This is a genomic window from uncultured Megasphaera sp. (assembly GCF_900539295.1).
Lineage (GTDB): Bacteria > Bacillota > Negativicutes > Veillonellales > Megasphaeraceae > Megasphaera.
Genome location: NZ_UQBH01000030.1, coordinates 1 through 18919, shown reverse-complemented (window position 1 = coordinate 18919; position 18919 = coordinate 1). Strand labels below are relative to the sequence as shown.

Here is an 18919-nt window from a genome sequence, read left to right as displayed (position 1 = left end):
AGAAGCGGCCGGAGTCAGTATTAGGAGGAATAGTATGGCAGAATTATTAGCACCGGCAGGCTCTTTAGACAACGTGCTTACGGCCATTGATGCCGGTGCCGATGCCGTTTATTTTGGCGGTAAGAGCTTTAATGCCCGCCGCTTTGCACATAATCTCGACGACGACGAAATCGTCCGCGCCGTAAGAACGGCTCACTTATTTGGCGTAAAAGTCTACGTTACCGTCAATATTCTCATGGCTGACACGGAGCTCGACGATTTGACGGCTTATTTGCAGTCTCTCGATAGGGCCGGTGTCGACGGCATCATCGTTCAGGACCTGGCGGTGGCACTCCTCGCACGGCGCGTCGTGCCCAATCTGCCTCTTCACGGCAGTACCCAGATGACCGTTGCCGACTCAGACGGCGTCCGTTTCTTGGAAGAGAAAGGCTTTACCCAAGCCGTCTTATCCCGTGAGTTGTCTCTTTCGGAAATAAAATCCGTCTGCAGTCAGTCACCCCTGGCTATTGAAGTATTCATCCACGGTGCGTCTTGTATGGCTTATTCCGGCCAGTGCCTGATGAGCAGCTTCCTCGGCGGCCGCAGCGGCAATCGAGGAGCCTGTGCCCAGCCCTGCCGCCAGCCTTATACCTTGGTTCGCGACGGCAAAGAGGTCATGAAACAAGAAGCCTATGTGCTCAGCCTCAAGGATTTAAAGGCCCTCGATTATATCGACGACCTCCTCGATGCCGGCGTCACCTCTTTTAAGATCGAAGGCCGTATGAAGGGCGATACCTATGTCCGGACGGTGGTCACGGCGTACCGCAAGGTCATCGATGCCCATAACAGCAGCCCCAAGACCCGCAAATCAGCTCATGATGAAGCGGCAGCCTTATTGACGGCTGCCTTTAACCGAAGCTATCAGGATGATTTTCTCGCCGGTGCTGTCAATCGCCGGACCCTGACCGAGAAGAATCCGTCGGGCCGTCAGACGGCAGAGGACGTTCCTGTCGGCCTTACGCGAAAGATTCCTATTTACGCCCACGTCGAAACCGACAGCGATGATCGCCTCAGCCTGACCCTTTGGGATGAGAAGGGCCATACGGCATCGGCTACGGCGGACTTTCAGCCCCAGCCGGCGTCTAAGCGGCCGGCGACCGTTTCCTATATGGCCGGCCAACTGGGACGATTGGGCGAGACGCCTTTTACGCTGGAAGAGGTGACGGCTTGGGACGAAACGAAGATGATCCCGGCCAGCGTCCTCAATGACCTTCGCCGCCAGGCCGCAGAGGCCCTGACAGCGGTTATTCTGGACGATTATCAGCGTCCGGCGGCAGGACTCGTGGCCGACCGGAAGTTACCGGCGAAATCGGCTCAAAAGGAAAAGATGGAACTCGTCGTTCGTTGTGATACCGTCGATGCCGTCACGGCAGCCGCCGAAAATGGGGCAGATATTATTGTTTTTGGCGGCGAATCGTACCATCACCGTCCCTTCCTCAAGGAAGACTGGAAGGCGGCCCATAAGGCAGCTCACGATCACGGTGCTGCCTTATGGGCTGGAACCCCTCGCATCGTCAGCGAAAGCCAGAGAACGGCTGTACAAGGCGAACTTGAGCGAGCCGTCGCATCCGGCATCGACGGTATCTACGCCGGTGCCATGGCCGTCTTTACTATGGCTAAAAGGGTCGGCAAGGGTCTTCCCGTGAGAGCTGATTGGTCCCTCAATATCTTCAACAGCCAGGCCGCGTCAGCCTATGCTGCCCTCGGATGCAGCGGAATTACGGCGTCTCTTGAAGCGACGCTGCGCCAAATCCGCGACATGGCCCGCAAGAGTCCCTGCCCGATTGAAGCCGTCGTCGAAGGTCGGGTGGAAATGATGGTTACCGAATCGTGCGTCATCTCGTCCTTTGCCGGAAATGGAAAGAAGAAAGGCTGTCCCAATATCTGTCAAGGCGGTGCCTATGCCCTGCGCGACCGGCGGGCTGAAGACTTTCCCGTCGCGACCGACCAGTACTGCCGCAATCACATCTTAAACAGCCGCGACCTCGACATGGCGCCCTACTATAAAGATCTCCGCCGGGCCGGCCTTGCCGCTGTCCGCATCGAAGGTCGGGGCCGCAGCCCGAAGTGGCTGGCCGAACAGGTCAGCCGCTATCGCCGTCTTGTCGACGGCACGGAGACACTGGTGTTGGGAAAAGAAGACCAGACCGTTACACGGGGCCACTTCTTTCACGGAATTTTATAATACAGGAGTCACAAATAGATGAATAAACGAAGTATGAGAATTTTGGGATTCTACCAGGTCCAGCATATGCTGGTACGCCTGGCTCCGTCCCGCTTGTCTAAGGAAATCGCCCGCCGCCTGAAACCGGTGAGTGATGCCGATGTCATCGAGCAGCAGCTGACCGACACGGAAGAAGCCGTTCGCTGCACGCAGACTGAGACCGGTACGCCCTTCGGCGGTATCGTCGACATCCGGCCGGCCTTGGAAAAAGCCAAGCGAGAAGTCACTCTCGATGCTCGTGAATGTATAGATATATGGAATAACCTGCAGCATTACAACGAAATCGCTTCCTTTTTTGCCGATCGGGCAGGCGAATACCCGCGCCTGGCCGAACAGGCCGAAGTCATCGGCGATTTCTCGCAGCTATCCCATTCCTTTGCCACCGTTTTTGACAACAACCACCAGATTCGCGACAATGCATCGCCCCAATTGATGCGCCTTCGCAGCCGCATCGTGGAACTGGAACGGCAGACGAAACGCTACGTCAATAACGTCCTGCAAAATAAAGAGTACCAAAAGTTCTTTCAAGATGCCTTGGTGACTGTGCGAAACAATCGCTACGTCATTCCCATCAAGCAGGAATACCGCCATGCCTTTCCGGGCATCGTCCACGATACGTCGGCCAGCGGTTCGACACTCTATATCGAACCCTTGGCCATCGTCAACGCCAACAACGACCTGCAGTCAGCCCGCATTGAAGAAACGCGGGAAATCGAACGGATTTTCCGCCGCTTGACGGCTAAGGTCCAGCAGCAGTATCGCGACCTCTATGACAGCACCCTCTGCGTCGGCCAGTTGGAATTTATTTTTGCTAAGGCCCAACTGGCCCGGCAGATGAAGGCCTGCCGCCCCGACATTTCCAAGACGCGTCAGATTAAGCTTATACAGGCCCGCCATCCTCTCATCGATGCCAAATACGTCGTGCCCAATACGATCGTTCTCGGCGGCGACTATCGAATCCTCCTCATTACCGGATCCAACACCGGCGGCAAGACCGTATCCATGAAGACTTTGGGCCTCTTGGTCCTCATGCATCAGGCCGGCCTGTTCATTCCCGTCGAAGAATCGTCGGAACTGCCTGTCTTTCGCGACGTCTTTTCCGATATCGGTGACGAACAGGATATTTCCCAGAACCTGAGTACCTTCTCCAGTCACATGAAGCAGCTGGTCTATATCTTGAAGCACTGCGGCTCGGACGACCTCATCCTGGCAGACGAGCTGGGTTCCGGAACCGATCCGGCAGAAGGCAGTGCTATTGCCATCGCCATCTTGGACTCCCTCTATCAGAAGGGGGCCTACGTTATGGTCACGACCCATTACAACGACTTGAAAAACTACGCCTACAACACGCCGGGCATCGAAAACGGCCATGTCGAATTCGATATGGAAACCCTGAAGCCGACGTACAAACTGCGCATCGGTTCGGCTGGCAGCTCCCACGCTTTCAGCATCAGCGAACGGCTGGGCATGCCGCTTCCGGTCCTCGAAAAGGCCAAGGAACTGCGCAGCAAGGCTCAGGACATGGATATGGAAAAAGTTTTGACCCAGCTCAATGCCCAGGCTAAGAAGATGGATGAAGAACAGGCTGAACTTACGTATCGCCTGAAAGAAGCCCGGAAACTGGAAGACGACCTGCGCCGAGAAAAAGATAAGGTCACATCGAAGCGGCAGGATATCATCGATGCCAGCCGCCGCGATGCCGTCGACCTCAAGCGCAGTCTTCGCGTCGAAGCCGAAAAGATCATCCGTGAACTGAAGGCTCAGGCAAAGGAAGATATGACGGATCGCGAAAAGGCACGGGCCATTGAACAGGCCCGGCGGGCCATTCAGCAGATTTCCCTGCCGGAAGCGGAAAAGCCGCACCGCGATCCCATCGATGCCTCCAAGCTGAAAGTAGGGCAGCAGGTCTTCGTCAATACCCTGGGAAGTATCGGGACGGTCGAAGAAATGAGCAGCAAACAGCTTACGGTTTCTCTCCGGGGCATGACGGTCCGCGTCAAATTAAGCGACGTCAGCGCCCCTTATCTCGACGAATTGAAGAAAGAAAAGCAGGCTGAAAAGAAGGCTGCTGCCACGTCCTCTTATCGGCCCATCCGCTCGTCCCGGGTGGCGACGGAACTTAACATCATCGGCAAGACCTTCAGCGAAGCCCTGCCCGATGTCGAACGCTTCCTCGACCAGGCTCTCGCCGCCGGTTTTAGTCCGGTAAAAATCATCCACGGCAAGGGAAGTGGTGCCCTGCGTCGGCAGATCCATGCCTTTTTGGATGACCAGCCCTTCGTAAAAAAATATCAGCTCGATGACGTCGACGGCGGCGGTGCCGGCGTTACCTTAGTTTACTTCTGATGACTGCAGATTCCTCTGCCTTTTGGTGAATAACCGAAGGGCAGAGGATTTTTTTTGTAAATCTTTTGAGAAATCGATTGACAGGATAGTTGTAATATGATATATTACAACTATCCTAAATGTAACCAATTTAATTACAACGAAAAAGATTCGTTGAGTGTATTTTGTGAAACGAGAAAGGGTGTTGTATCATGACGAAAAAAATTGCTGTTGTTGCTGCCGGTGGAAAAGTGTCCCGCAAAGTTATTACCGAAGCCGTTAACCGCGGTTTCGACGTTACGGCTTTTGGCCGCAAAGCTGAAAACATGACTGATGCTCAGCATTATGTACAGAAGGATATTTTAGATTTGACGGCAGACGACCTGAAAGGCTTTGACGCTGTCGTCGACGGCTTCGGTGCCTGGACACCGGAAACCTTGCCGGATCATTCGACGACGACAGAACATCTCAGCCGGATTTTAAGCGGAAGTTCCACTCGCCTGCTCATCGTCGGCGGTGCCGGATCGCTCTTTGTCGACAAGGAACATACCACGGCCTTGTCGGATACACCGGACTTTCCCGATGACTATAAGCCTGTTGCCACGGCGATGGGCGATGCCCTTAAACTGCTGCGCCGTCACGACGACGTCAATTGGACCTATGTCAGCCCGGCTGCCGACTTCCGTGCTGACGGTGAACGGACCGGAAAATACATTTTGGCCGGCGAAGAATTCACCCTGAACAGCAAGGGCGAGTCCATTATTTCCTACGCCGATTACGCCATTGCCATGGTCGACGAAATCGAAAAGGGCGACCACATCAAACAGCGTATCAGCGTCGTCGAAGCATAATGAATTATATCGATTATATAGAAAAAGCTTCCATGAAGAAAAAATCCTTCGTGGAAGCTTTTTTGCGTATGAGCTTATGTTTCGGAAACGGCCGTAATTTCCTGGGCAAATAATCGTGCGTGTTCGGCTTTTTTATCGTCCATAAAGACCGTCTTATAGCCTAAGTGGCGTTCAGCAAACATAGAGAGATACTGGAGCTTCGAGTGTTTGCAGTAGCGCTTGATGCCTTCTTCAAAGAGGTCGGCTCCATGGATCGGTTTATAGCCGCAGGTGACGAAACAGGCGACCTTTTTGCCGGCCCAGAGAGAAGGGCCTACTTCGTCGCCGTAGTACTTGTTGAAGCTGTAGACGAAGCGGTCGAGAACGTTCTTCAGCGGTCCCGGACAGTACCAGGAGTAGATGGGTGTCGCCAGGACGATGAGGTCGCTCTTGAGGATGGCGTCTGCAATGGGCGAAAGCTCGTCGCGGCGGACGCAGGCAAAATGCTGCCAGTCCTGTTGACAGCCGCGGCAGGCGTAGCAGGGATCGATTTGATAGTCATAGAGCCAAAAGATTCGGTACTCATGGCCGAGACTCTTCAATTCGTCGCAGAAAGGGTCGAGACACTGCTTGGTGTTGCCGTTTTTTCTGGGACTGCTCATAAGAATGGTGATTTTCATCTAAATGTGGGCAGGATACTCCGACCTCTTAGGTCGGGGAGGTATGCCCGCTTCACCTCACTTTCTTAAAATACTAGAGTTTTAGTAACATATATGATATGGTGGTCTTGACAAAAGCAATATATTTTTAGAAAGGCAGGTGAGAAAAAGTGCCCGACTTAACCAAGACAATAAAACTTCGCCTCCATATTTCTCCAGAACAAGAAATTCTGTTTCGTCAAATGACGGAGCAGTATCGTCAGGCTTGTAATTTTGTGTCGCAATACATCTTCGACAATCAATTTAATTTGGCTTATCAAAGCCTCAACAAAGAACTATATAGCGATCTTCGTGATCAATTTGGGCTGAAGTCGCAGCTTGCACAATCGTCCATTAAGACGGCTATAGCTCGCTATAAGACGGTCAAGCAGCAGCTCTTCCAAAAGCCATACAAATACAAGGACCAAGATGGCAGCTGGAAATATATCCCTAAGACGCTCGAATGGCTTTGGAAGCCCCTCTTCTTCAAGCGCCCGCAAGCGGATTTGGTTCGCAATCGAGATTACAGCTTCGTGGATAACGGACAAAGCCTGTCTATCAACACCCTTGGCAAACGAACCCGGTGTACCTTTGAAGGCAAGCATTTTGCGGAATACCTCGATGGCTCATGGAATCTCGGTACGGCTAAACTGGTTGAACTCAAAGGCCTGTGGTATCTGCATATTCCCGTCACCAAAGCGGTTGAGTGCTTCCGGAAGGAGAATGTCCGTCATGTTGTCGGTATTGACCGTGGCTTGCGATTCCTGACTGTCAGTTACGACGAACAAGGTAAAACCGAATTTATTTCCGGGCGAAAAATTGCGGCCAAACGGCACAAGTTTCTCAAAGTCAGACAGCAGCTCCAATCCAAAGGCACAAAATCTGCAAAGCGCAGACTCAAAGCCCTTTCCGGACGAGAGAACCGTTGGATGTCTGATGTAAATCATCGGATTTCTAAGACACTCGTTACGAAATACGGTAAAGATACGCTGTTTGTGCTGGAAGATTTGACGGGTGTCAGCTTTGAAGCATCGAATCTCTCAAAAACTGCAAAGCAGAACTATGACCTGCGGAGCTGGACTTTCTATCAACTTGAGCAATTTCTGACCTACAAGGCTCACGAAAACCGCTCGGAAGTATTGAAAGTCTCGGCTAAATACACCTCTCAACGTTGCCCGAAATGTAGTACAATCCACAAGGAAAACCGTAAGCCTCACCAACACCTATATAGTTGCCAGTGCGGATACAAATCCAACGATGACCGTATCGGAGCTATGAATATCCAGCTTCTTGGTACGATGTGGATTGCCGGAGACAATCACCCTCGTTACGAGAGAAAAACAACTGCCTCGGAGTACATCTCCTTGGCAAAACGGGCATCGTCAACTGCCCGATGATGTAGGCAGAATTAGGGAGATGTTATTCTCAACATCGCTGCCACCTATGTTTTTCTGACTTACAAGCTCCCGCTTCTGTAAGTGGGAGTCGTTGACCAGGATTCCTTTCACAAAAGAAGGGACTTATAGGACAATATGGCTGAAGACGTCGCCGATGGCGTCGTGGAGGACGAGGTCGGCGGCGCTGTCCATGTCGGTCGTCGATTTATTGATGAGCACCAGTTTTTTGCCGCGGTAGTAGCGGACTAAGCCGGCTGCGGGGTAGACGACGAGGCTCGTGCCGCCGATGATCAGCATGTCAGCCTGGCTGATGTAGTGCAGGGACTGTTCGATGACGTCATTGTCGAGGCCTTCTTCGTAGAGGACGACGTCAGGCTTTATGGTGCCGCCGCAGGCATCGCATTTGGGAATGCCCGTAGAATCCTTCATATACTGGGCATCGAAAAATTTATGGCAGTGGGTGCAGAAGTTGCGGTGGACGCTGCCGTGGAGTTCGAGGACGTTTTTACTGCCTGCTTTTTGATGGAGGCCGTCGATGTTCTGGGTGACGATGGCCTTTAATTTGCCGGCTTTTTCCAGTTCTGCCAGCTTGAGGTGGGCCATGTTGGGCTGGGCGTCGAGGGCCAGCATCTTGTCGCGGTAGAAGCGGTAAAATTCTTCCGGCTGTTCCCGGAAGAAGGTGTGGCTGAGGATCGTTTCCGGCGGATATTTGTAGTGCTGGTTATAGAGGCCGTCGGTGCTGCGGAAATCGGGGATTCCGCTTTCTGTCGAGACGCCGGCACCGCCGAAAAAGACGATGTTGTCCGAATGTTTGACCATGTCGACGAATGTTTCAATAGCTGTCATAGAAAAAAACTCCCTTCGTTAGACTCCATAAGTATGTTTCAACAATTCCAGTCCCGCCTTGGTGCGGAACACTTTTTCTTTAAAGGTCTGAATGGCTTCGGGCTTCAGTTGGTCCTCATAGGCATTGACTAAGAAATCAGCTTCCAAGAGGATTTGGTAATCGGCGCCGTCGACACCGCTGTAGGTGTGATGATGGGCGATGAGGAAGGTGACCCTGTCGATGAAATGTGCCGGGGCGCCCAGTTCTTCGAGGATAGCCCGTGCCGGTGCCGGCCCTTCGATTTCTTGGAAATGGCCGGATGACGAACCGTATTTTTCTTCGGCCTTGTGAATGCCGATGTCGTGGAGGACAGCCGCCGTTTGAAGGATGGACTGCTCGTCTTCTGAGAGACCTTCCAACCGACCGATGGTGTCGGCATAGGCATAGACTTTCAGGAAATGGTGAATACGCCTGGCATCGCCCTCATCATAGGCAATCGCCTTTTGTATAACCTGCTCGATGGATATCATAACAACGCCTGCCTTTCTAAAGCCATTATACTACAATTTGAATGATTATAAAAATTATCCTGTGCTAATTTGTCAAAAACCATTGACAAAGTGTCCATTTATATCTTATGATTTTTTATAGGAATTGTTACATTTATTTATCATTTTTTATTATGGTTAGGAGTGGTTTTATGGTCATGGACGTCCTGAATTACCTTGACGATGTCCTTTATTATCCGATTTTAATGGTCATCCTCGTTGCAGCCGGCCTCGTTTTCTCGTGGAAAACACGGCTCATCCAGCTTCGTATGTTTGCTGAAAGTATCCGCGTCGTCATGGAAAAGCCGACAAAAGACGGAAACGTATCGTCTTTCCAGGCCCTCATGGTTTCGACGGCCTCCCGTGTCGGTACGGGCAACATCATCGGCGTATCGACGGCAATCTGCCTCGGCGGCCCGGGCTCGGTCTTTTGGATGTGGATTATCGCCATCATCGGCGGTGCAACGGCCTTCATCGAAAGCACACTGGCTCAGGTTTACAAACGCCGCAACGCCTTAGGACACAGCTACGGCGGCCCGGCTTACTACATTGAAACGGCCATGCATAACCGCGGTCTGGGCGTCCTCTTTGCCTTGTCCCTGATCCTTACCTACGCCGGCGGCTTCAACCTTCTCTGTTCGTTTAATATGCAGTCGACGTTCCTCGTGTACGACTTCTATGATCCTACGATGACGCCGTGGATTCTCGGGGCCATTTTTGCAGCCCTCGTCGGCTACTGCCTCACCGGCGGCGGCCAGCGCATCATCAAGGTCACGTCGGTCATGGTACCGGTCATGGGTGCCCTCTACATTTTGGCAGCCTTAGTAGTCGTCGTCGCTCATATTTCCAACCTGCCGCAGGTATTCTCCATGATTTTCGCCGATGCCTTCGACTTCGAAGCCATCTTCGGCGGCGTTTCCGGCTCCTGCCTCATTTACGGTATCAAACGCGGCCTTTACTCGAACGAAGCCGGTATCGGTTCGGCTCCGAACGCAGCAGCTGCTGCTGACGTCAGCCATCCTGTCAAACAGGGGCTGGTTCAGATGCTGTCGGTCTTCATCGATACCCTCTTAGTCTGCAGTGCTACGGCTTTCATGGGCCTCTTCTCCGGCGTTCCCATTGTCAAAGAAGCAGCCGGTGCCGCCTATGTACAGAGTGCAGCCTCTGCCGTATTCGGCGGATTTGGACCGCTCCTCATCACGGTCTGCATGCTCCTCTTCGGTTTTTCGACGCTTATCGGCAACTTATACTACGTCGACAACTGTATCCGCTTCATCCATAAAGGGGCTCCGTCTCAGAGCTTCGTCCATAGCTTCCGCATCGTCTGCATCGCCGTCGTATTCATCGGTGCCGGCATGTCTATGGCCGCCGTCTGGGCCATTGCCGACATCCTGATGGCCATCATGTGCTTCATCAACATCCCGGCCTGCTTTATCCTCAGCAAAGTCGCCGTCAATGCCATGAAGGATTATCAGCAGCAGCGTGAAGCCGGGCAGATTCCGGTCTTTAAAGCAGCATCTATCGGCATCGACGAAAGTACCGTACAGTATTGGAAATAAATCCTCTTGACAAATAGGGGGAGAGACCTTACAATACGCTTATATACAATGATAATTGTATTAAATAATTAAGCGTAAAAGCTATGAACAAGACGGCCGATATGGCACAGCCTTTTTAGCGAATCGGGGACGGTGAGAGCCCGGCAAAGGCTGTATATCGGCGGATCACTTGGGAGCTGCAGCTGCGAACCAGCTGCCGGGCCGCGTCGTTATTGCGCGTCAAAGCGGCTGCATCAGCAGTCAGTAGGGTGGTACCACGGTGATTACGTCTTCGTCCCTTTTTGGGACGGAGACGTTATTTTTTTTCACACAGACAGAGGAGGAAGCATCATGGATTACGGTAAGACTTTACATCTGCCTCAGACGGAATTCCCCATGCGCGGCAATTTGCCGAAACGGGAACCGGATTTCTTGAAATTTTGGCAGGAACACAACATTTATGAAAAACGCTTGCAGAAACGGGACGGCTCTCCCAAGTTTATTCTGCACGACGGCCCTCCCTATGCCAATGGCAAGATTCATATCGGCCATGCATTAAATAAGGTATTAAAGGACATTATTCTCAAATATAAGACCCAACAGGGCTGCTATACCAAATACGTTCCCGGCTGGGATACCCACGGCCTTCCTATCGAACACGCCGTCATTAAGGACACGGGCCTCAACCGCCACGAAATGACACCCCTCGACTTGCGGGCCAAATGCCGCGATTACGCCTTAGCCCGCGTAGAAGAACAGAAGAAAGACTTCATCCGCCTCGGCGTTCTCGGCAACTGGGAAAATCCCTATCTGACCCTTCGCAAACACGTCGAAGTCGCTCAGATTGGCGTCTTTGGCGAAATGGCCAAAAAGGGCTATATCTACAAGGGCTTGAAGACCGTTTACTGGTGCCCGCACTGCGAAACGGCACTGGCTGAAGCTGAAATCGAATACAACGATGATAAATCCTTCTCCATCTACGTTAAATTCAAATCCGTCGACGTCAGCTGCCATATGCCGAAAGACGCCGATCCGGACAAGGTATTTGCCCTCATTTGGACGACGACGCCTTGGACCATTCCTTGTAACCTGGCCATCAGTGCCAACGAAAATCTGGAATACGTCTGGGTTCGCGTCGGCGATGAATATCTCTTGATGGCTAAAGAACGGGTCGACGTTACCATGGAGGCCGGCAAGATTACGGACTACGAAGTCCTGCCCGACGTCATGACGGGCAAACAGCTCGAAGGCATGGTCTTCATGCATCCCTTCTATGACCGCAAGGTCCCGGTTATTCTCGGCGATCACGTCACCCTCGAAGCCGGTACAGGCCTCGTTCACACGGCTCCTGACCACGGCCAGGATGACTTTGATGTCTGCATGAAATATGAAGCCTGGGGCCTCAAACCTTTGGGTACTGTCGACGGTTCCGGCCGCTATACCGATAAGGTTCCCGGTTTTGAAGGCCAGTTCGTCTTCGATGCCAACGTACCGGTCATCAAGAAATTGGCGGAACAGGGCACCCTCTTTGCAAAAAGCACCTTCCGCCATCAGTATCCGCACTGCTGGCGCTGCAAGAACCCGATTATCTATCGGGCTACGGAACAGTGGTTTGCTTCTGTTGACGGCTTCCGTCAAAAAGCCCTCGACGCCATCGATACGGTCAAATGGATTCCGTCTTGGGGGCACGACCGCATCTACAACATGATCCATGACCGCGGCGACTGGTGCATTTCCCGTCAGCGTGTCTGGGGCGTTCCTATTCCAATCTTCTACTGCGAAGACTGCGGTGAACACATCATCAACGACGAAACGATTTCTCACCTCCAGGACATGTTTGCCAAAGACGGCTCCGATGCCTGGTGGATGTACGACGTCAAAGAATTGATGCCTGAAAACTATAAATGCCCTCACTGCGGCGGCACTCACTTCCGCAAGGAAAGCGATATCATGGACGTCTGGTTCGACAGCGGCAGCACCCATCAGGGCGTCCTCAAGCACGATCCGGACCTCGATTATCCCTGCGAAATGTACCTCGAAGGCTCGGACCAGCATCGCGGCTGGTTCAACAGCTCGCTCTTGACCTCCGTTGCCGTCAACGGCTATGCTCCGTATAAATCGGTTCTGACCCACGGCTTTACTGTCGATGGTGAAGGCCGCAAGATGAGTAAATCTGTCGGCAACACCGTAGCACCGCAGGAAGTCATCGAAAAATACGGTGCCGATGTCCTTCGCCTGTGGGTATCGTCTGCCGATTACCAGGGGGATATCCGCTTGTCGCCGAAGATTTTGAAACAGCTCTCCGACGTCTACCGCAAGATCCGCAATACCTTCCGCTATCTCTTGGGCAACTTGGCTGACTTCGATCCGTCGAAAGATGCCGTTGCTTACCAGGATATGACGGAACTCGATAAATGGGCGCTGCTGCGCTTGGAACAGGTCTTTGAAGAAGTGACCGATGCCTATGAAAACTATCAGTTCCACGTCATGTACCATGCCATCCACAACTTCTGCACCGTCGATTTGAGCGCCATGTACCTCGACGTCATCAAAGACCGCCTGTACACGGAAAAGACCGATGCTCCGATCCGCCGCAGCGCTCAGACGGCCATGTACATCATCTTGGATACGTTGGTCAAGATCGTCGCTCCGGTCCTGTCCTTCACGGCTGAAGAAGTATGGCAGAACATGCCGGCTGTCGACGGCAAGGAAGAAAGCGTCCTCCTTACGGATTGGCCGGAAGCCCACAAAGAATACTTGAATGCCGACCTCGACGCTCGTTGGGAACACTTCTTGTCCTATCGCCGCGACCTGACCCGTATCCTCGAAGGCGCCCGTCAGGAACACAAGATCGGCCATGCTCTCGATGCTGCTGTCACCATCTATGCCGATGGGGAAGACTATGACTTCCTCAGCACCTGGCAGAATCAGCTGGCCACCTTGCTTATCGTCAGCGAAGCGAAACTCGTCAAAGGCGAAGCTCCGGCCGATGCCGCAGCCGGTGAAGACCACAGCGACATGAAGGTCGTCGTCGTACCGTCGAGTGCCGAAAAATGCGAACGCTGCTGGATGCACACCGACACTGTCGGTTCCGATTCCAATCATCCGACACTCTGCGCTCGCTGCGCCCACGTATTAAGCGAATAAATTTTCAACCTTGAAATTTCCTTATCCGTAAGGAAGCCCGTGGTTGCCCCGAAATGGATAGTTTATGCCTGTCAATGACAGCATAGGCTATCCATTTTTTATGTTGAAATTTTATGAATTTTATTTTATAATAAATGAAGTGTTCTGTTATAATGCACATTTGTATTTTTGGAACGATATGTTCTATGGGAGGTTTTTGGTATGCATAGTTTATGGAGTGCCCTAAATCGCATCAGCTTGATCAAGCAGATCATCGTCGGCCTGATCATCGGCATTGCGGTGGCCATGAGTTTTCCCGCAGCTGCTCATGAGTTGGCCCTGTTGGGCGTCATTTTCGTCGGCGCCTTGAAAGGTATTGCTCCGGTTTTGGTCTTCGTATTAGTCGCTTCGGCATTGAGCCGGAAACAAGAAAATCATGAATCAAAAATTAAAGACGTCATCATCTTATATCTCATCGGTACCTTTTTAGCTGCTTTTTTCGCTGTCATGATCAGCTACGCCTTCCCGCTGACTCTTCAGCTCGACGTATCGGCTGCGACCAACAAAGCTCCTGAAGGCATTGCCGAAGTCCTGACGACGCTCCTTAAGAATATCGTCGATAATCCCGTCCATGCCTTGATGACCGGCAACTACATCGGTATCCTCGGCTGGGCTGTCCTCTTCGGCATCGCCATCCGCCGCGTCTCTGAATCGACGAAAGCCGTTCTCGACGACTGTGCCAATGCGGTCACGACCTGTGTTCAGTGGGTCATCCGCCTGGCTCCGCTGGGCATCATGGGCCTCGTCGCCGATTCCATTTCCTCCAATGGTATCGAAGCCATCGTCGGCTACGCCCAGCTTCTGGCTCTCCTCGTAGGGACGATGCTCATCTTCGCCTTTATCGTCAATCCGATCATCGTCTATGCCAAGCTCCGCAGAAATCCTTATCCGCTCGTTTGGAAGTGTATCTCGACCAGCGGCGTGACGGCCTTCTTTACGCGCAGCTCGGCGGCTAATATTCCGGTCAACATGGCCCTGGCCAAAGAACTCGGTATCGACCCCGATACGTATACGGTCACCGTTCCCCTGGGGGCGACGATCAACATGTCCGGTGCGGCCATTACCATTTCGATTATGACCTTGGCCGCTGTTCACACCTTGGGCATTGCCGTAGATTTTCCGACGGCCCTCTTGCTCAGCGTCTTGTCGGCTATCGGTGCCTGCGGTGCTTCCGGCGTTGCCGGCGGTTCGCTGCTCCTCATTCCCATGGCCTGCAGCCTCTTCGGCATCTCCAATGATATCGCCATGCAGGTCGTCGGCGTCGGCTTCATCATCGGCGTCCTTCAGGACTCGACGGAAACGGCCCTCAACTCGTCGACGGACATCCTGTTCACGGCAGCTGCTGATTTCTCTAAACGATCATAGAAAAGCCCTTCCGGCTATAAAAAAGCCCTCAAGAATCGGATTTCAGTCCGGTCCTTGAGGGCTTTGTCGTGGAAACTTTATTTAATGATGTAGGCGGCGACGATTTCGGCGTAGTAAGCCGTGTGGCTGTCGCGGTTGGCACCGTGGAAGCTGCCGTCGACGTCCTGGGGATAGAATTCGTCGTTAATATCTTTCGGCAAATCCGGGAGGTCCTGGTCTTTTTGGAAGAGGACCTTGCATTCCAAGGTCAGGGGCAGTTCCTTGATGCCCGGGACGGAGACAACTTCGGGATCTTCCAAGGTCAGACCTAATTTTTCAATCTTGTCGCCGTCGTGGCCGCTGAGGGTACCGGCTTTTCCCAAGATGGACCGGTCGAAGGCGCCGACAGGGACGTTGATCGTAAATTCAGGGTTCTTGGTCAGCTGTTCGTGGGTGAAGCGGTTCTGGCGGACGTAGACCGTAAAAATCGGTTTAGCCCATTCGATGCCTAGTGTGCCCCAGCCGATGGTCATGGTATTGACCCGGTCGCCGGCCTTCGTCGTCAAGAGGATACCCTTTTGTAAATTACGGAGGATTTCCGGTGCTTTTTCAAAAACATCAATTTTTTCTTTCATGGCAATATCTCCTTTTATATGAATGACATAATGGATAATTTGTTTTTCCTAGGATAAGAAGAATGATACCATAAACGGATAAAAAGGGAAAGTATGCACTTAAAAGTAAGGTACTACCCAAAAGGAAAGTGTTGTATTCTGAAGGGAAATGTTTCGGGGCATAGGGACGGGGAGTGGGTATAAAAAAACTGCCGCACCAAAGAGTGCGACAGCTTTTCATCTTATTTATCGCTTTCGGCGATGCAGTCGTTGAGGTCGGCAATGAGGGCATCGACATCGATACCGTGAGCACCGGCACCTTGACCGATCGTTTCAAAGTGAGCAGCCATGCAGCCGACGCAGCCAAGGCCGTACTGCTGGAAGATTTCAATGATCTGCGGGTGTTTTTGAACGGCTTCAACAATACCCGTATCTTTCGTAATCTGTGCCATAGTATATTTCCTCCTTCTTTGTCAAATACAACCCGGATGGTTTTGAAGGAACGTCCGGATTGAATCTATTATATCACACTTTTTTTATTTGTGTGAAGAAATACTCCGTTCTTCTAACAGCTGGCCGTCGGGGAGGTAGCTGCGGAAGGTCAGGCTGTCAGCTGTCGCTTCTAATGTCATGTAGTTGTCCGTTTCCGGCTGAGGGGCGACGTATTCATCGAGGCTGTGCTGCTTCCAGAGGCTGGGGTAGCGGACGTTGCCGGCGACGCCGGTGATGATGTACAAGGGGCCGCTTTCATCGCGCTGGAAGTTCTTGATATGGCCTCGGTTGCGGTAGGTGTGGAGATGGGCCGATAAGACGGCATCGACGCCGTACTGGTCAAATAAGGGCATCCACAACCGGCCTTCCGACGAGAATCCTTCTTCCCGCGGTTCCGGCCGGTTGGCGAAGCCGTACTGCAGGGGATCTTTGTGCATCAGGACGACCTTCCATTTCTTCGTCGTCTTAGCCATGTCTTCTTTAAACCAGGCCACTTCATCGTCATTTAAGGTCGGCTCGAAGTCGGCCAGTTCCTGGGCCTGGGTGTTGAGGACGACGAAGTGGATGTCTCCGTAGTCGAAGGAATAGAACTGATTCTGATATTTTTCCATATCGATGCGGGGCAGGGAGAAGAGGTGCGTATAGGCTTCGGGCATGCGCATCTTCCAGTCCGTATTGTACGTTTCGTGGTTGCCCATGATGGGTACAACGGGGATGCGGGCGATCATCGGGCCGACGGCGTCGAACCAGGCATTCCACTGGTAATGGGATTGGCCGTTATCGACGAGGTCGCCCATATTGACGAAGAACTGGGCATCCTGATTGTTCTGCCAAGCCGCTTGCGCCAGGGAGGCCCAGCCGCTGTAGTCGCTGGACTGGGAATCGGGGAAGATGAGGGCTTTGAAACTGCTGCCCTCAGCCGTCCGGAAAGGTGTCCAAGCGCTGCGCTTGTCGCCGTAGCCTACGCGATATTCATAGGCGGTACCCGGCGTAAGGTCGGTAACCGTTGCCGAGTGGATATATGTCGTCACGCCGTCATCGCTGAAGGCGTCGCTGGAAGCGGGGAGTTCCATGATGGTGTCGTCGTCGCCGGTCTTGCGGTATTCGACGACGGGATTGTCTTCTGCATAGTCAGACTGCCACATAAAGGTCCGAGACGTCGTGCTGTCAGCCGTAATGACCTGGCGGATATTCGAGGCATCTACTGATTCGGTCGGCAAGTAGTGGGCTGCGGCTGCTTTCGTAGCTCGAATGCCCCGTTTGGCGACGGCCTTCGTTCCCGGCAGCCAGAGGTAGGCTGCTGCGGCTGCAATGGCCAGGACGGCGACGATGGGGATGATGATTTTTTTATGGTTCCATTTCATAGAGTTCCTCCTATTCAAATATGTTGTAATTAGAGTTATTTTCATTATTGTAGTTATTATAGACTGTGGAGTCAACTCTAAGTCAAGAAAAACTTGACAAGGGCCTGTCTTCGATATAAGATAGATGCATCAAATAGGATATATAACGTCGATGAGCGGGAGCAAGTACCGTCATGACACCCTTGACAGCGAGCCGGTGGCAGTGGAAGTCCGGCAAGAGGCCATGATCGGGAATGGGCCCGGGAGATGCGGACTGAACGCGAAGTAGGTTCCGCCGGAAATTTTCACCGTTACCTTGAAAAGATGCATCAACAGGTGCATAAGAGCCGGGCCATATGGCCAACCAGGGTGGTACCGCGGAGCTGACTTTCCTTTCGTCCCTATGTATAGGGGATGGAAGGTTTTTTTTATGAATCAGGAGGTACCATTATGGCAGTTATTTTTTCCGGTATTCAGCCCAGCGGCAATCTTACCTTAGGCAACTACTTAGGCGCACTGCGCAACTTTTCTAAAATTCAGGACGGCAACGAATGTTATTACTGCGTCGTCAATCAGCATGCGATTACGGTTCCCCAGGACCCGAAACTCCTGCATCAGCGGACGAGGGAACTGGCGGCTATCTACTTGGCATCGGGCCTCGATCCGGACAAATCGACACTCTTCGTCCAGTCTGAAGTTCCCGAACACGCCCTCCTAGGCTGGATGATGATTACCTCGTCCTACGTCGGCGAATTGGAACGAATGACCCAGTACAAGGATAAGGCGGCCAAACAGGGCGACTCCATCCCGGCCGGTCTCTTGACCTATCCGCCCCTCATGGCTGCGGATATCCTCTTGTATCAGACCAATTTCGTGCCCGTCGGCGACGACCAGAAGCAGCATTTGGAAATTACCCGTAACCTGGCGCAGCGCTTCAACCGCCTCTACGGCGAAGACATCTTTACCATTCCTGACATCTACCTCGGCCAGGACGGCACGCGGGTCATGAGCCTCCAGGAACCGACGAAGAAGATGAGTAAGTCCGACGACAATGAAACGGCGACGATTTATCTCCTCGACGAACCGAAGGCCATTGAAAAGAAAATCAAGCGGGCCCAGACAGACAGCGAAAACTCCGTCCACTATGACAAAGAACAGAAACCGGGCATTTCAAACCTCATCGAAATTCTCTCGGCCCTGACCGACCAGACCCATGAACAGGTCGAAGCCGCTTACGTCGGCAAGGGTTACGGCGCCTTTAAAAAGGACGTCGCCGAAGCCATCATTTCGACGTTGGAACCGATTCAGCAGCGCTACCGTCAGTTGGTCAGCGAACCGGAACTGGACGACATCCTTGACAAGGGGGCTGCCAAGGCTCACGCCAAAGCCAGCCTTACCTATGAAAAGGCCTGCAAGGCCATGGGCTTGTTCCGTAAATAATTTCATCCATAGACATAAAAAAAGGCTCTTTGTCAAATATTGGGGTGCCAACTAAATCATCCACCGCGAATGGAC

At 52.5% G+C, this 18919-nt stretch carries 14 protein-coding genes; 8 read left to right on the top strand and 6 right to left on the bottom strand.

Features of this window, described 5'->3' with window-relative positions; translation table 11 throughout:
* Positions 1 to 34 precede the first annotated feature (34 nt).
* The 3 genes from QZQ46_RS09225 (at position 35) to QZQ46_RS09215 (ending at position 5439) form a co-directional block, all read left to right on the top strand.
* A complete protein-coding gene (locus QZQ46_RS09225) occupies positions 35 to 2224 on the top strand; it encodes a DUF3656 domain-containing protein (RefSeq protein ID WP_296829089.1) in 2190 nt (729 codons plus the stop codon).
* Positions 2225 to 2242: 18 nt separating this feature from the next.
* Entirely contained in the window at positions 2243 to 4609 is a 2367-nt protein-coding gene (locus QZQ46_RS09220) for an endonuclease MutS2 (protein WP_296829087.1), read from the top strand.
* Positions 4610 to 4800: 191 nt separating this feature from the next.
* Positions 4801 to 5439: an NAD(P)-dependent oxidoreductase gene (locus QZQ46_RS09215; protein ID WP_296829084.1), complete on the top strand. Its 639-nt coding sequence runs from the start codon at positions 4801 to 4803 to the stop codon at positions 5437 to 5439.
* Positions 5440 to 5513: 74 nt separating this feature from the next.
* On the opposite strand, the gene QZQ46_RS09210 is transcribed toward QZQ46_RS09215, so the two are convergent.
* A complete protein-coding gene (locus QZQ46_RS09210) occupies positions 5514 to 6098 on the bottom strand; it encodes a flavodoxin family protein (protein WP_296829082.1) in 585 nt (194 codons plus the stop codon).
* Between the two features lie 149 nt (positions 6099 to 6247).
* Here QZQ46_RS09210 and QZQ46_RS09205 point away from each other — a divergent pair, with 149 nt between their 5' ends.
* The gene (locus QZQ46_RS09205) at positions 6248 to 7513 is read left to right on the top strand and encodes a transposase (protein WP_296829080.1); all 1266 of its coding nucleotides are present in this window, start codon (positions 6248 to 6250) and stop codon (positions 7511 to 7513) included.
* Positions 7514 to 7636: 123 nt separating this feature from the next.
* Here QZQ46_RS09205 and QZQ46_RS09200 read toward each other — a convergent pair whose 3' ends face one another.
* Entirely contained in the window at positions 7637 to 8359 is a 723-nt protein-coding gene (locus tag QZQ46_RS09200) for an NAD-dependent protein deacylase (RefSeq protein WP_296829078.1), read from the bottom strand.
* Between the two features lie 18 nt (positions 8360 to 8377).
* Positions 8378 to 8869, bottom strand: coding sequence for an HD domain-containing protein (locus QZQ46_RS09195; protein WP_296829076.1), 492 nt, complete (start codon positions 8867 to 8869; stop codon positions 8378 to 8380).
* Positions 8870 to 9039: 170 nt separating this feature from the next.
* Here QZQ46_RS09195 and QZQ46_RS09190 point away from each other — a divergent pair, with 170 nt between their 5' ends.
* From QZQ46_RS09190 to sstT, 3 genes are all read left to right on the top strand, one after another.
* Complete coding sequence (locus tag QZQ46_RS09190) at positions 9040 to 10446, top strand: sodium:alanine symporter family protein (RefSeq protein ID WP_296829074.1); 1407 nt, start codon at positions 9040 to 9042, stop codon at positions 10444 to 10446.
* 330 nt (positions 10447 to 10776) lie between these two features.
* The gene (gene ileS, locus QZQ46_RS09185; protein ID WP_296829072.1) at positions 10777 to 13572 is read left to right on the top strand and encodes an isoleucine--tRNA ligase; all 2796 of its coding nucleotides are present in this window, start codon (positions 10777 to 10779) and stop codon (positions 13570 to 13572) included.
* 201 nt (positions 13573 to 13773) lie between these two features.
* A complete protein-coding gene (gene sstT, locus QZQ46_RS09180; protein WP_296829069.1) occupies positions 13774 to 14976 on the top strand; it encodes a serine/threonine transporter SstT in 1203 nt (400 codons plus the stop codon).
* A 77-nt stretch (positions 14977 to 15053) separates the two neighbouring features.
* Here sstT and QZQ46_RS09175 read toward each other — a convergent pair whose 3' ends face one another.
* The 3 genes from QZQ46_RS09175 to QZQ46_RS09165 form a co-directional block, all read right to left on the bottom strand.
* Positions 15054 to 15590: a flavin reductase family protein gene (locus QZQ46_RS09175; protein ID WP_296829067.1), complete on the bottom strand. Its 537-nt coding sequence runs from the start codon at positions 15588 to 15590 to the stop codon at positions 15054 to 15056.
* Between the two features lie 221 nt (positions 15591 to 15811).
* Positions 15812 to 16021 (bottom strand): DUF1858 domain-containing protein, encoded by a 210-nt coding sequence (locus QZQ46_RS09170; RefSeq protein WP_296829065.1) that lies wholly within the window; start codon positions 16019 to 16021, stop codon positions 15812 to 15814.
* Between the two features lie 84 nt (positions 16022 to 16105).
* Positions 16106 to 17425: a metallophosphoesterase family protein gene (locus QZQ46_RS09165; RefSeq protein WP_296829063.1), complete on the bottom strand. Its 1320-nt coding sequence runs from the start codon at positions 17423 to 17425 to the stop codon at positions 16106 to 16108.
* A 429-nt stretch (positions 17426 to 17854) separates the two neighbouring features.
* Between QZQ46_RS09165 and trpS the strand changes: the two genes are divergently transcribed.
* Entirely contained in the window at positions 17855 to 18844 is a 990-nt protein-coding gene (gene trpS, locus QZQ46_RS09160) for a tryptophan--tRNA ligase (RefSeq protein WP_296829061.1), read from the top strand.
* Positions 18845 to 18919: the final 75 nt, after the last annotated feature.